This is a genomic window from Spirosoma lacussanchae (genome assembly GCF_005870035.1).
In the GTDB taxonomy this organism is placed as follows: domain Bacteria; phylum Bacteroidota; class Bacteroidia; order Cytophagales; family Spirosomataceae; genus Spirosoma; species Spirosoma lacussanchae.
The window spans coordinates 174,775-189,254 of record NZ_SWJG01000008.1 but is presented as its reverse complement, the minus strand read 5'-3'; the positions used below and the strand labels follow the sequence as shown (position 1 = coordinate 189,254).

The window sequence follows — 14,480 nt, the reverse complement described above, 5'->3', positions numbered from 1 at the left end:
TTCTTTCTGTAGTACATACAGCAACCCTAAGCTACACAGCCAGTTCTACAGGGTGAACGGCCGGGCGGCTTAGGATTGCTGTTAACGACGAGCTACCGCTGTATAGGAGCAAATTGTTCCGGCACATTCCAGCCTTCCAGCGACACCAGGGGGTCGGTGATCGTGGGAGTATACTCTACCGTTATAGTTTTCTTCTCTCCCGGTGGAACAGACAGGTAGTTGTCACTGTAAAATACCGGCAAAATCCTCGCTTTTGTGGTCGCGTCAACCAGAGAGACACGGTTGAAGAATGCCATCGGACCTCCCGTTGGGTTTGTCAGCGTCACCTCCACCCGGCCCGGGGCTAGCAGTCGGGCTGAAAGCTGAACAGACGCTTTTTCCAGTTGCTGCAAACCCGAATGATTGCCTTTCTCATCGGGCAACCAATACATGTTTTCGCTCAGGGGCTGCCGGTTCAGGTCGAGGAGCCGGAGCCGAAGAAAAGCCCCTTTCTCCTTCGTCAGGGCCTTTATAGTACGACCAATGGGCACGTACGGCCGAACCAGCGTCGGCCCTATCTCCGAGAAGACCTGCGTCAGCGTAGAGTCTTTGCCAGCCATGTCGTATACCTGAATAACCATCATCATGTCCCGGTGGTACCTGAACGTATTGTTCGCTACCATCACTATACTGTCAACGGGGTTATACATGATGTGCAGGGGCTCGCTCCCGCGGTGCAGGCCGTACAGTCCCGCGTTGGGGTCGAGGTAGTAATCGTACATCTGTCCCCGTAACGAGGTCCATGGGTTCTGGGTTTTCCAGATAATGGTACCGGTATACCAATCCCACATGTGTGCGCTGAAGCCTTCCATCAGCGCCCGGTACTGATCGTAGTTCACCAGCTGTGCCTTGCGGGCAAAGTCACGAACGTCGGCAGGCGCTCCGTAGGGGTCGATCGATGCATCGTAGCCGATGTATTTATGGTAGTTCCAGACTGAGTCGACCTGGCTTTTGCCGGACGGACGATATACGGGAGACACCCTATTCTCGGCCGGTATAAAGCGGGCCAGGGAGGTATAATCCCCCACTCCAACTGAGCCAACTTCGGAGTTGAACGGCCAAGTCCGGTACGACCAGAACCGCTCGATGGGCTGAATTCCGTAGGGTCCGTCGCCGTTACCGCCCAGAAAATTATACGACATCTCGTCGGAGTTCGAATAATCGATGAACCAGCGCGTTCCGTCGAGTTTGGGCAGGATCGAATCGCGCAGGGGCGTCATGATGTCCTGGGGCAGGGTAATCTCGTTGCCTCCGCACCACATGGCTAGAGACGCGTGATTCCGAATCATCTTGATCTGGTCGATGGCCGATGTAAGGAACAGTGCATGATCGTCGGGGTATTTACGGCGGGTCCACTGGTCATCTTTCTTGGCCGGATCAATCCATCGGCCATTGCAATCGCCCGACCCCCAGAAGTCCTGCATCACCAGCAGTCCATACCGGTCGCAGGCCTCGTAGAACTCCGGCCGCTCGGTCAGGGCCCCACCCCAGATTCGGATCAGGTTCAGGTTCATATCGCGGTGGAAGCGTATTTCGGCGTTGTACCGCTCGGGCGAAAACCGGAGCATAGCATCGGAGATAATCCAGTTGGCCCCTTTGATAAATACCTTCTGCCCATTAACGCTGATCTGCCGACTTCGGGTCGTCGTATTCCAGGCCGTCTGAATTTCCCGGACGCCTACCTGTAGCTCTTCTTCGTCCAGAACCCGCTGCGTTCCAGTAACAAACTGAACCGTAGCCGAATAAAGATACTGATTCCCATAGCCCGCCGGCCACCACAGCCGGGGGTTAGCCAGGGTGAGGGTCGGTAGCTGAACCATTGTTGTCGTTCCGGGAGCCAGGCTTACCTTTTTTGATACCGTCTGGCCATTGATAGTGAACCGCAGCGTACCTTCCTGCCGGACCGTTGTCGGGTTTTCCAGCTCGGCCGACGTACCGACCAGAGCGGGTTGCTGCGGGCCGTCTGGCTGTCGAATGCCGGGTACGCTGGTCACTACATGCGGGTTTTTCAGGTTGACGCCCCCGGTCTTCTCGATGGTGACTTTGTCCCATATGCCGGTATTCCGATCCCGAACCGGCTGAATCCAGTCCCAGCCTGCCACGTACTGATGGGCCACATTCCGGGCTATCGTTCCATCACCCCCCTGACCGCCGTTCGGATTGCCTACCGGGTCGGGTGGGTATACGATAACCGCCAGCCGGTTTTTGCCGCTTTTCTGCAGGTAGGGCGTAATGTTAAACGTTTTGCGAAGAAACATCCCCGTATGAGGCCGGTTGGTCAGTTTCTGCCCATTCAGGTACACATCGCAGCTGTAGTTGATGCCCCGAAAGTTCAGCCAGACCTGCTCGCCCGGTTTCGCGGTTTCCTGAAAATCGGTGGCAAACCAGTAGGTGTAATAGTCGCGGCCGACATGATACACATCCGGTATTTTTTCATTGTTCATCCCGTAGAATGGATCCGGAATCTGTTTGTTGGCCAGCAGGGTCGTCAATACGGTACCAGGAACTACGGCAGGCATCCAGCCCGCCAGCGGGTGGGCAGGTGACGAGAGAACAGTTCCGTCCTCTTTTGTTTTGGCGATGGGGCTACACTGCCAGCCGGTTTTCAGCTCGTACCGGGTCTGAGCGTGGGCCCAGCCGGGAACCGCCAGCAGCAACGCCAGGAGTGAGTGTTTAATGAATTTCATCGATTTAGTAACAGGTTGTAAGCAGCCAATTCAGCGCCCTGATCGGCAAATAATGGACATGGGTAGCTCTGGAGCAGCCGCGCAGACAGACTCGTGATGAATCAGAACAGGCAACTGGCTACTACCCGGCAGGACTACGTCGGCTAAACTCGTCAGCCCAGCTTAAATACCCATACGGGTTGGTTGGCAAGTTGCTGGCGTACTTTCTCCGGAATGACAACTTGTGCTTCCTGTCCGTTTTTTTTCCACTTCAGGGGTTGTTTTGTCCCCAGCAGCGTCAGCGACTTTCCGGGGGCCAGCGGTAGGGTCAGGCTGGCCGGCAGCTGCTTTTCGGATTCTTCGGGCATGTACGACAGGTATGTAGTAGCATCCCGCTGGGTAAACGCCCATTTGCCCTGCCGGTACGGAGCAAGTGGTTTGGTATTGTAAATCGACTCGCCGTTTACCGTCAGCCACGTACCGATCTCGGCCAGACGACTATAGGCCTCTTCGTGCCACTCGCCATCGGGTCCGGGGGCAATGTTGAGCAGGAGGTTTCCGTTTTTGGCCACCACATCGACCAGCGTCTGCACCAGCTTTCGGGTGGGTTTGAAGTTTTCTTTAGGAATGTACGACCAGCTGTCGCCCATAGTCATGCACGTTTCCCAGGGAATAGGCATGTACTGATCCGGAATTTGCTGTTCGGGGGTTACATAATTCTCGAACTCACCCGACACCGTTCGGTCCACAACGAGCAGACCGGGCTGTTTCTTCCGGGCGTCGGCGGCTATGCGAGCCATGTCGATATCCTGGTTGTAAGGAATAGTCCGCTGCCAGCTAATGGTCGAGTCGATGGTATTAAACGGACGGACCCAGCCCCCGTCCAGCCAGAGTATATCCACCTTCCCATAGTCCGTCATCAGCTCCTGAATTTGGTTGTAGGTAAATTCTTTAAACTGGCTCCATTCCTTAGGGTACTTTTTGGGGTCGTAGTTTACGTTACGGTCTTTGGGTGGGAAATACGGCCACCAGTAATGCTCGTTATGCCAGTCCGGCTTGGAAAAATAGGTGCCCACCAGGAAGTCCTGCTGCCGGAACGCCTGCAAAATCTCCTTCGTAACGTTACTCCGCGGGTTGGTGGCGAAAGGCGACCGGGTGCTGGTAATCTTGTAGTCGGTCTGCTTCGTATCGAACATACAAAAACCGTCGTGATGCTTCGTGGTGAAGATCATATACTTCATACCCGCCTTCCGGGCCGCATCGGCCCAGCGGTCGGGGTTGAACCGGACCGGATTGAAGGTCGTTTGCAGCGCTTCGTAGCCTTTCCTGTACTCGAACCAGTTTTGGGCCGTGGGGCCTTTTCGTTCACACCAGCCTTCGTCTTCGGGGCAGAGCGACCAGGATTCTACAATGCCCCGCTGGCTGTACGTGCCCCAGTGCATCAGCAAACCAAACTTAGCCGTTTGCCAGGTACCGAGCTTTTTCCGGACCTGCTCATCCGTTGGCCAGACGTATTTATCATGTTTTTGCTCGGAGTGCTGCTGAGCCAGTCCAGGGATCGATACAGCCAGGGCGAGCCATAGGGAGAGGTGGGAACGCTTCATAAGTTGGTTTTATAATGATGAAACAAAGCACCGTGGGCAGCCGACTGGTTACCGCAACCAGCCGGGCCAGGACCAGACAGCCGGTTCGTTACCGCTTGTCGGACGAGAACGAATAAGGGAAGGCTGGGGGCTGGGTGCCACGTTGTTTGTTGGGTTGAGCCACCATCGTGAAGTTGATCGTTCCGCCCCGCAGTAAGTCGCCGTGACTAAACCAGTTTTTTTCGTAAACCGCACCATTGCGAGTCACCGCGCCGACGTACCGGTTCTGGCTGCTGTTGGCGGGGGCATTCATCACCAGCGTTTTTCCATTTTCCAGGCGGAGCGTGGCCTTTCTAAACAGGGGCGAACCCAGCACGTATTGATCGGTTCCGGGGCAAACGGGATAGAACCCGAGGGCCGAAAACACGTACCAGACCGACGTTTGCCCGTTGTCTTCATCTCCGCAGTAGCCATCGGGCGTGGGTTTGTACAGCCGGTTCATGACGTCGCGCACCCAGTACTGAGTTTTCCAGGGTTCACCGGCATAGTTGTACAGATAGGTCATGTGCTGGATCGGCTGGTTGCCGTGGGCGTAGTTACCCATGTTCATGATCTGCATTTCGCGAATCTCATGAATGACCGAACCGTAGTACGAATCATCGAAAATCGGCGGTACCACAAACACGGAATCGAGCATACCGACGAATGATTTCCGCCCGCCCATCAGGCCAATGAGCCCCTCTACGTCGTGAAAAACAGACCAGGTATAATGCCAGCTGTTGCCCTCGGTGAAGGCGTCGCCCCACTTGAAGGGGTTAAAAGGCGCTTGGAACTGACCATCCTTGTTCTTACCCCGCATCAGTTTATGGCTCGGGTCGAACAGGTTCCGGTAGTTCTGGCTGCGTTTCGCAAAACGGTCGATCTCGGACTGTGGACGCTTGAGGGCTTTGGCCAGCTGGTATATGGCAAAATCGTCATAGGCGTATTCGAGGGTACGGGCTGCGTTTTCGTTGATCTTGACATCGTAGGGCACGTAGCCCAGTTTGTTGTAGTACTCCACACCGGCCCGGCCCAGGGTAGAGATTGGCCCGGCGTTTTCCGAGTTTTTCAGAACGGCTTCGTACAACGTGTTGATATCGTAACCCCGTACCCCTTTCAGGTATGCATCGGCCACGATCGACGCCGAATTGGACCCAATCATAACCGGCCGATGGCCCGGGCTGGCCCATTCCGGCAACCACCCACTTTCCTTATACGTGTTCACCAGCCCTTCCTGAATGTGGGCGTTTAAGCTGGGATACATCAGGTTTAGAAAAGGAAACAACGCCCGAAACGTATCCCAGAAACCCGTATCGGTGAACATATAGCCCGGCAGAATCTGCCCGTTAAAGGGACTGTAGTGTACGACCTTATTGCTGGCATCCAGTTCGTAAAACTTACGCGGAAACTGCAGGGAGCGGTACAGGCAGGAGTAAAACGTCTGGAGCTGATCGACCGATCCACCCTCAACGGCGATGCGTTTCAGCTCGGTGTTCCAGGCCTGTTTGGCTTTGTTTTTTACCGTTTCGAAATCATCGGTGCCGATCTCGCCCAGATTCCGTTCGGCCTGTTCGGGACTGATGAAGGAGGAAGCCACCCGCGCCTGAACCTGTTCGCCCTTTTGGGTTCTGAAGCCGACAACAGCACCCGTATGATCGGCAGTCAGCTCGATTGCCCCGCGGCTGGTTTCTTTCCCATTCCAGACCGCGGTACTCGTAAAGGGACGGTCGAACTGGATCACAAAATAATTTTTGAAATTCTGCGGCACGCCCCCGCTGTTTCGGGTGGTATAGCCAATGATTTTACGCTCGGCCGGGATGATTTTGACCGACGAGCCTTTGTCGAACGCGTCCAGGATTACATACGCACTGTCTGTTTGAGGGAAGGTAAACCGAAAGCGGGCGGCCCGTTCGGTCGGGGCAATTTCGGTCGTTACATCGTGGTCGGCCAGGTAAACGGCGTAGTAGTAGGGTTTGGCGACCTCGGCCTTGTGCGAAAACCAGCTGGCCCGCTGATCTTCGCCGGGCCGTAGCTTACCGGTTATGGGCATGATGGAAAACTGACCGTAATCATTCATCCAGGGAGAGGGCTGGTGAGTTTGTTTAAACCCTCTGATCTTATCGGCTGCGTAGGTGTAGGCCCAGCCGTCGCCCATTTTGCCGGTCTGCGGCATCCAGGTATTCATGCCCCAGGGCAGGGTAATGGCGGGGTAGGTGTTGCCATTCGACAGGCTGGGTTTGGAATCGGTGCCCATGAGCGAATTTACCCACTCGACCGGATCGTTAACCGAGCCCGTGTTCTGCGCGAAACCCGGCAGTTCGGCACAGCACATCCCCGAAAAGAAAAGAAGGCAATTGAGTAACGACTGTTTTTTTAGCATTAGGGTATTTGTTCGTGTTCAAGCAGATTTTGCAGCACGTAGGCCTGGGTGCCGTAGAGTTTGGCCATCTCGCCCAGCTCCGAAAGCTCAATTTTCAGGTTATCGCGGTAGTTCAGCAGGCAGTACTTGTCCAGGGCCTGCTCCAGCGGCCGACGGATCGATTTTGCCACCCGGGCCAGTACGCCGTTGACTATGATAAGTTCTGGATTGAAGAGGTGCACCGCTGTGGCCAGTCCCCGCCCGAGTTCACTGCCTACCTCGCTCAACAGATCGATGCAGAACCCGTCGCCTACGTTGGCTTTAGCAATAATCATCTCAATCGTAATGGCTTCGGGGCCTTCTTCGTTCAGCAGCGACATGCGTCCCTGGCGCAGGCCGGCTTTAGCCCTCCGGATCAGCGACGAGGCCGATGCCAGCGTTTCGAGACAGCCTACTTTTCCGCAAAAGCAGAGCTCACCATCGGTCTTCATCTGGATGTGTCCCAGCTCACCGGCAAAGCCAGCCGTTCCCTGCAGCACCTCGCCGTTGATGATCACGCCCAGACCGATACCCCAGTCGATGTTGATCGACAGGACGTGCTTTTTACCCTGTGCCAGGCCGAAGTGATACTCACCCAGAATCGTCGCTTTTGTGTCGTTGATGTAATAAACCGGTGCTTCGAACAGGAGCGCAAAGAGCGTACTCAGCGAATGGCCCGGCTGGCTCAGTTCCGGGTACGTATGGTTCAGGCTCAGGACTGGGTTCACTAGTCCAGGCATGGTAGCGCCTATGCCGATCACTTCGCGACCCTCTACCCGCAGGTACTGGGCCAGCTGGTTCAGCGGATCATGCAGCTTTTCGACAAACTGGTCGGTCTCGCCCAGTTGCAAATCCAGGTCTACCCGATGAATTACTTCATTGTTCAGATTGAAAACCAGCAACTTGGTGTCGTGCACATTACTGTCGACCACCAGGGTAACATATCGGTTGGGATTTAACGCAAACAGCGAGGGTTTACGACCAAACTGGGCGGTCCCGATGCCGATGCCATGTACCCAGTCGGTAGCGCTCAACTCCTCAATAAGGGCTGTGGTGGACGGTACACTGCTATGCACCGTACTGGCTAACTGAGCAATGGTTCGTGATTGAGCCCGGTAAAGTTCGGCGATGATGTTCCGTTTTAATTTGTTTTTCTTCGTGTCAATGACGGAGATGATGGCATTATCCTGCATGGTAATCGATGTACTTCGGCAAATCAAAAATCAACGGATCAGATCGCCGAAAGTCTAAAAAAGGATGGGTGGTTTAGACAGCTAATTATACTCACGCCAATGAAAATCAATAATTTACAAAATCCCAATCAGGCGTAGGTCGATCTTTTTCAAAGACCGGAGCCATACTGGCCTACTACATCCGCCGGGATAAAAGTCTGTTATCTATTTTTACGGGTTGCCTGCATCGATGCCCCCTGCCCGGCCAACCCTAGTTTTTTTACAATAAATCGACCGATCTGCTCACCCTGCCGAACCCCGTTTTCGATGGAATCGCGAAAATGAATACCACCGTACAGCCTGGATATGGCAGCCTCGCGGGCGGCCTCACCAAATGATCGGTACGTACGGGCCGGTACCCCAAATTCTTCCTCTATCACGTCGGTATACGCAATTGGTCTACCGGCCAGCACGGTCAGTACCGTTGCTACCGCCTGCGACATAACACTGTGTCCGCTGGTATACTCCGGGAAGGGCGGGGTTTGCAGCAGCGGGCGCCACGAGCGGTCGATCTGTTGATTGATGACCGTTTCGGGGCGGATCCGATTACTGCTGTATTTTTCTTCCCAGCAGGATATGAACGCATCGGCCATGGTGATGCCCACCAGCGTATGCCACCGGATCGTTTCGGCCAGAGAAAGTTTTTGCTGTTCGCAAACCAGGCTAGTGATGCCCATCCAGTGGCCGCTGGGCGAGATTTTTTTGGTACCAAAGTTGACATGGCCCTTCTGGTTCAGGAAAAACGGGTTACAATCCCAGAAGTTGGCAATGTGACGCTGCTCATCCGTCAGCGACTGGGTAGTGTCATATACCTCTCGGGCCAGCCGGTAAAAAGCAGACTCTTTCTCAGCGCTGTAGGGAACCGGACGAACGGGTCGAAACTGAGCGGCACTGTCGAGCAGAAATGGCCGTAGCGTTGCCCAGTACGGTTCGTAGGTTTCGGAGTAGGCGGGTGGTGTGGGCTGCCAGGTTCCCGGCTTGTCGTCGGGCGTGTACCGTATCATTCCGCTGGTTTTCAGATATCCGTCGGCGGCTGCGTACCGGACTATTTTCCGCACCAGGCTATCGGCATAGGCCCTTGTCCGGCTGAGTTGGTCATTGCTTAGGTGGCGCTGCTGCTGGCTATCACGGATCAGCTGCTGGCGGGCCGCTTCGAGCAGATAGCCAGATGGAAGCAGTTCTTCACCCATTCGCAACAGAATATACTGGCTCCCAAATTCGACGTCGATTACCGGGTCAGGGACGGTTGGAGTCGGTAATGAATACCCGCGAAGCAGCCCCGTCAGCGGGACATAACCCGCTGGTTTTTGCTGTCGGTACATTAGCTCGTAAGCCGCCAGATTCGCGTAAGCGTAGTACCGGGCCGCACCGCAGGGGCCGGTTACGTCGGTCACCATTACGTCGGTCAGCTTCTTCAGCGCCCTGGCGTAGCCAACACCAGTTGGCCCGGGCGGGGCTGCAACAGCCGCCAGGGCCAGCGCGTTCATGATCAGCAAAAACCAGAACCGCTTCATACGCATCTATGGTTTTTTTCGGTACACCTCCATCGTGTTGTTGTTACGCCCGAACAGAATCTGCTGTTGAGTGCCTTTGCCTACCACCACCACATCCCGAACATCGCCTTTCACAACAAAGCCGGACCGGTTCTGGGGAACGTGCGAAAACTGTAGTTTCCCTTTATTTCGGAACAGCTGGCCGTAACTAGCGTCCATCTTTCCAATTTTTATTCGGGTATTCGACTGGTTACCAGCCAGCAGCAGATCAGTCTTTCCATCCTGATCGGCGTCCAGGAAGGCAATAGCAAACACCGGTGCAAACTGAGCTTCTGTCGGTAGTTCGTGCCAGTCAAAGGCGCCGGTTCCGGTATTCTCCAGTATACCTGATGCAAATTGGGTAGCCTGAAGGGTATCCGCTTTGCTGAGCTGTTCGGGCGTTAGTATGTCGGTCAGGCTGGCTTCGGCATAGGCCTGGTAAGTGGTAAATTTACGTCGCAGGGAGAACATCTGGTTCAGCGCTTCATCGCGGGTGGCCAGGGGAAACGGTTTGCCCTGAATGTAATACGTCAGAAACGGATCGATCGACTCGTTCTGGTCAAAGTCGGCAAAGGTGATACGAACGGGTTCCCGGTCAGAAGGTTTCATCTGGCTGTTTTTTCCAAAATTGCCCAGCACTAGATCGGTATCGCCATCACCGTCGAGGTCACTGGCTTCGACCCGGTTCCACCAGCCGGCAGCGGTTAAGGGACGGGGCATTGCCAGCTGCCGTCCCTGTTGATTTTTCAACAACAACACCGGCATCCACTCGCCCACCAGAACCAGGTCGTTCCAGCCATCCCGATCCGCATCGAATGCCAGCGCATCGGTTACCATACCCAGGTTTTTCAGGTAAGGCGCCAGCTGGGCTGTTGCATCCGAGAAATTCCCTTTCCCATCGTTGATCAGGATACGGCTGCTGACCGCCTGCGGGTAAAAGCCCGGACGGACCCGCCCCCCTACGAACAAATCCTGGTCACCATCTTTATCGACGTCCAGCGCCACGACGCAGGCATCACTGCTCTGATCGCCCGGCAGGGCGTCGGCCGATCGGCTGAAGTTGCCCTTTCCGTCGTTCAGGTAAAGCCGGTCGTTCAGCAGCAGGTCGTCGGGCAGGTAGGCATAGCCCCCGCTGACGACGTACAGGTCCTGGTCGCCATCGCCGTCGACGTCCACAAACAGGGCGTCGGTGTCTTCGGTCAGCTTGTCGGCCGTAAAGGCAGCCTGGGCCCGCGGTTGCCAGGTGCCGTCGGCCTGCCCAATCAGCAGCTGGCCAGCCTGCCCTTTGGCACCAGGGGCATACAGATCCACCAGGCCGTCGCCGTTTACGTCGCCCTGTGCCAGATGGGGTCCCTGATAAGACAGCATGTTGGGCATGAGCGGCTGCCGCTTGAAATCATTATAAACATCCTCTCGGTGCCGGTAAAGCGACGAATCGGCCGGCACCGCGGTATAGAGCGGCTTCTCTGCCGTCTGGTACACAAACGGTTTGTCGGCGCCTTTGTAGCGAACAACCAGCTTCTGGTCAGCTTTGACATTCCGAAGCAGCTGAGTCCGGTTGTCGGGCCAGACAATCCGAATGCTGTCCGCTACAGTTTGTTTCCCCAATCCGACATGCAGCGGTCCGTACATACTGGATTCAAACCCTCTCGACGGGTTGAACTCCTGATACTGCTGCATCCCTCCGGCATACACCCAGACTTTAGCGCCAATAGCCGCTGTCGCAGTACTCTCACCGAGCTGGATGGCCAGGTAATGCTGGCGGTTATTATCGTTGCGGTAGATACCAGCGGGCTCGTTTACGTTATTGGTAATGATTTCCAGATCACCGTCCCCGTCGAGATCCGCGTAGACCGCCCCATTCGACAACAGAGGATGGTCGAATCCCCAGTCTTTCCCTTTATTGTCGAAGGTAAGTTGTCCTGAATTTCTGAATATGTAGTTCTTCGTCGCCGACGATGGCATCTGTTTCAGAATATCCATCATGGCCGTCGGGCTTCCTTTTGATGCTTTCAGCTGGGCATCAGCGTAGAACTTCATAAAGTCCATATTCGTATAGTCGCGCAGATAGCCATTCGTTACGAACAGGTCTTTCCAGCCGTCGTTATCGAAATCAGCAACAAGCGGGGCCCAGCTCCAGTCGGTATTGGAGATACCGGCCAGCTGACCAATCTCGCTGAATGTAGGCACGTTAATCGATCCGGCTTTCTGACCCGTGTTTCCGTTGTTGAGTTGCAGCATGTTCCGCATCAGCTGGTGGGAGAAGCCGTTGCGCAGCATATTCTGGTAGACCTCGTAGTTCTCGGGTCCGTAGAGCAGTTTTTGCCGCCGGTTGTCTTCGGGCAACATGTCGAGGGTAAAGATGTCGGGCCAGCCGTCATTGTTCATGTCGACGACCTCGTTACCCATGGAGAAGTAACTCAGGTGGCCAATGGCCTGGTCGAGCTGGTCGATAAAGTGGCCCTTGCCATCGTTCAGGTACAGATAATCCTGTTCAATGTAATCGTTGGATACGTACAAATCGGGCCAGCCGTCGAGGTTTATGTCGGCCACGGCAACGCCAAGCCCAAAGCCAATGGGGTTGCCTTTAATACCGGCCGATTCGCTGACGTCGACAAACCTGTTGTTATCGTTCCGGAAGAGTTTATCGCCAGCAAATTCGTCCCGCATGGCTTTGGTCAGCGCTGCGTCGAACCGTTTGAAGTCTTTGATATTGTGGTTAAGCAGGAAGCAATCCAGATCACCATCCTTGTCGTAGTCGAAAAAGACGGCCTGGGTACTGTAGGCGGGTGAGTCAAGTCCGTACTGAGCAGCCTGGTCCGTAAAGGTCAGCTGCCCTTTTTTGTCGAGGTGATTGTTGATGTACAACCGGTTTCGCCGGATGGCCGGGTCGCCATTGCCGGAGTAACATACGTAGATATCCAGCCACCCATCGCGGTTGATGTCAACGAGGGTAACGCCAGTTTTCCAGCCCGGTCCCTGACCGATTCCGGCCGCGGCTGACTGGTCGGTGAACCGAAGGTTGCCATCGTTCAGGTATAGCCGGTCGGGCGTCATGTTACCCGTAAAGTACAGGTCAGGCCGACCGTCGTTGTTCAGATCCCCGACGGCCACGCCCCCTCCGTTGTAAAAATATTCGTAGGCCAACACATTTTGTTCCTCTGTTTCGGTCAGCTGGTTAGTGAACCGGATGCCCGTCTGCTCCGGCGCCAGCCGGGTAAACTGGGCCTGGAGACCGGCCGGAACCAGCAGGGCCATCAGCCCAAACAAAGCGACCAGCGGGTTTCGGTTCATGTATGACAGCAGAGAGCGATGCATCAACGTAGTTACGGGTTAATAAACCGCTGGTTGGCCACGGCCTATTAACCCGTAATTTAAACAGAATGAGCCAGATCCTTATTGTTTATCCCACCATACCCGGGTTGTAAACAGGTCAGGACCCTGAATGGCAACGGCTGCGTTGTATTTGGCGGCATTCCGGCTCGCTTCAGAGGCTGGATACCGCAACCGTCGCATGATCGTTCCGCCGGTTTCGTTGCCGGGGAAGTTGGTCGGCGTCAGCACCGGATACCCTGTCCGGCGCCAGTTGGCGTATGCCTCGTACGAGTTGAGGAAGTTGACGGCCCAGTACTGGGTGCCGATTTGTTCCATCTGCTGAGCCGTAGTGCCAGTTGCCAGGTATGGATGGGCCGTCAGGTACGCAGTGATCGCACTTTGAGGAATCGTACCCCCAAAGAGCGACATCATGCTCATGGCTGCCGTCACCCCACGGTTGTAGTGCAGGGCCGCCTGACCATCACCCCAGCCACGCAGAGCGGCTTCGGCGAGCAGGTATTCAACTTCCGCATAGGTCTGGAACAGCGTCGGGGCCGAGTTGCTGGCTATCTTGTTCAGGTTAGCCTCGGAGTATTCGGTGATCGAATTGTCGTTCCAGCTCGGGATCAGGGTTTTGATCGTAGTCGCATCGTAGCCATTAGGCAGCCCCTTCTGTGCAGTCGGGTTCGTTGCCGTTGCTTCAGCGGTGGCACTGGCGTTGCCCTGCCAGAGGGTAGCGATGAACGGTAGACGTGGGTCGTTGTTGTTCTTGAGGAAATCAACGAACGTCTTGCTGAGCTTGCTGTTAGCCTTTCCTTTCAGGTTAGCCGCATCGTACTCCTGGGTTCTGAGGGTGTTGGCGTCCAGGTTCCGCTTGTTATCGTCGCCATCGGCATGGTTCAGCTTGGCAATGTCGTCATTGCTCTGCATCACGCCCCCGGCAATGGCTTTCTTCACGTACAACTCCGCCTTGGCCGGATCGACTTTCGTCAGGCGCATGCCCAGCCGCAGCATCATCGAGTATGCAAACTTTTTCCATTTTGTCAGATCACCGCCATAAATCAGGTCAGACGTGCCGTATCCTGTTTTGTTGGCATCGAGACCCTGGGCCGCCTGGTCCAGCTCGTTCAGCATATCGGCATAAATGTCGGCCTGCTTGTCGTATTTGGGCGAGAACGTGCTGCTCAGATAGCCTTTGCCCGCTTCCGAATACGGCACATCGCCGTACAGATCGGTGATACGGTGATAGCCAAACACCCGCCAGATACGCGCCACATTGTAAAGGGTCGACTGCGCCGGATTATCTTTCGTAATCGAAATGATCTGCTCCAGCTCCTTCACGTGCGACCCGTAGGCGGTTTCGAAAAAGGCATCCGAATAGGGTCCGTTATACAGGTATTTGTCGCCGGCCCAGTACGGGTTCAGCGAAGCAAAATGCTGAATGATGGCCCCGGCATAAATCAGGTTCCCCCGGTGGTTCTCGTAGCCAGTACCCGCCGTTTTCACGATGCTGTACGAAAGCAGGTTCGGTACTACCGGCTCGGTCAGCGCGTTCGGGTTGGTGTTGAGTTCTTCAAAACCCTGGTCACAGGACGACACCAGCAGGCTGGCTGCCAGTACGGCCGTCAGGATAGGCAATCGTCTTTTTTTACTGTATGTCAACATATGGAAATGAG

The 14,480-nt window shown here is 55.2% G+C and carries 7 protein-coding genes; all 7 read right to left on the bottom strand.

Features of this window, described 5'->3' with window-relative positions:
- Nucleotides 1-92: 92 nt before the first annotated feature.
- Complete coding sequence (locus FBR45_RS22135; RefSeq protein WP_138506401.1) at nucleotides 93-2,726, bottom strand: glycoside hydrolase family 2 protein; 2,634 nt, start codon at nucleotides 2,724-2,726, stop codon at nucleotides 93-95.
- Between the two features lie 152 nt (nucleotides 2,727-2,878).
- Nucleotides 2,879-4,309, bottom strand: a complete 1,431-nt coding sequence (locus FBR45_RS22130; RefSeq protein WP_138506399.1) for an alpha-L-fucosidase — start codon at nucleotides 4,307-4,309, stop codon at nucleotides 2,879-2,881.
- Nucleotides 4,310-4,397: 88 nt separating this feature from the next.
- Nucleotides 4,398-6,707: a GH92 family glycosyl hydrolase gene (locus tag FBR45_RS22125; protein WP_138506397.1), complete on the bottom strand. Its 2,310-nt coding sequence runs from the start codon at nucleotides 6,705-6,707 to the stop codon at nucleotides 4,398-4,400.
- Nucleotides 6,707-7,918 (bottom strand): ROK family protein, encoded by a 1,212-nt coding sequence (locus FBR45_RS22120; protein ID WP_138506395.1) that lies wholly within the window; start codon nucleotides 7,916-7,918, stop codon nucleotides 6,707-6,709. Before FBR45_RS22120 ends, FBR45_RS22125 begins: the two co-directional genes overlap by 1 nt.
- 200 nt (nucleotides 7,919-8,118) lie before the next feature.
- Nucleotides 8,119-9,471, bottom strand: a complete 1,353-nt coding sequence (locus FBR45_RS22115) for a vanadium-dependent haloperoxidase (protein ID WP_171044938.1) — start codon at nucleotides 9,469-9,471, stop codon at nucleotides 8,119-8,121.
- 6 nt (nucleotides 9,472-9,477) lie between these two features.
- A complete protein-coding gene (locus FBR45_RS22110; protein ID WP_138506391.1) occupies nucleotides 9,478-12,807 on the bottom strand; it encodes a VCBS repeat-containing protein in 3,330 nt (1,109 codons plus the stop codon).
- Nucleotides 12,808-12,885: 78 nt separating this feature from the next.
- Nucleotides 12,886-14,469: a SusD/RagB family nutrient-binding outer membrane lipoprotein gene (locus tag FBR45_RS22105; protein ID WP_138506389.1), complete on the bottom strand. Its 1,584-nt coding sequence runs from the start codon at nucleotides 14,467-14,469 to the stop codon at nucleotides 12,886-12,888.
- Nucleotides 14,470-14,480 lie beyond the last annotated feature (11 nt).

Excerpts from the sequence above, each read along its gene's own strand:
- FBR45_RS22135 (WP_138506401.1), bottom strand. The coding sequence starts at position 2,726 with ATGAAATTCATTAAACACTCACTCCTGGCGTTGCTGCTGGCGGTTCCC.
- FBR45_RS22130 (WP_138506399.1), bottom strand. The coding sequence starts at position 4,309 with ATGAAGCGTTCCCACCTCTCCCTATGGCTCGCCCTGGCTGTATCGATC.
- FBR45_RS22125 (WP_138506397.1), bottom strand. The coding sequence starts at position 6,707 with ATGCTAAAAAAACAGTCGTTACTCAATTGCCTTCTTTTCTTTTCGGGG.
- FBR45_RS22120 (WP_138506395.1), bottom strand. The coding sequence starts at position 7,918 with ATGCAGGATAATGCCATCATCTCCGTCATTGACACGAAGAAAAACAAA.
- FBR45_RS22115 (WP_171044938.1), bottom strand. The coding sequence starts at position 9,471 with ATGAAGCGGTTCTGGTTTTTGCTGATCATGAACGCGCTGGCCCTGGCG.
- FBR45_RS22110 (WP_138506391.1), bottom strand. The coding sequence starts at position 12,807 with ATGCATCGCTCTCTGCTGTCATACATGAACCGAAACCCGCTGGTCGCT.
- FBR45_RS22105 (WP_138506389.1), bottom strand. The coding sequence starts at position 14,469 with ATGTTGACATACAGTAAAAAAAGACGATTGCCTATCCTGACGGCCGTA.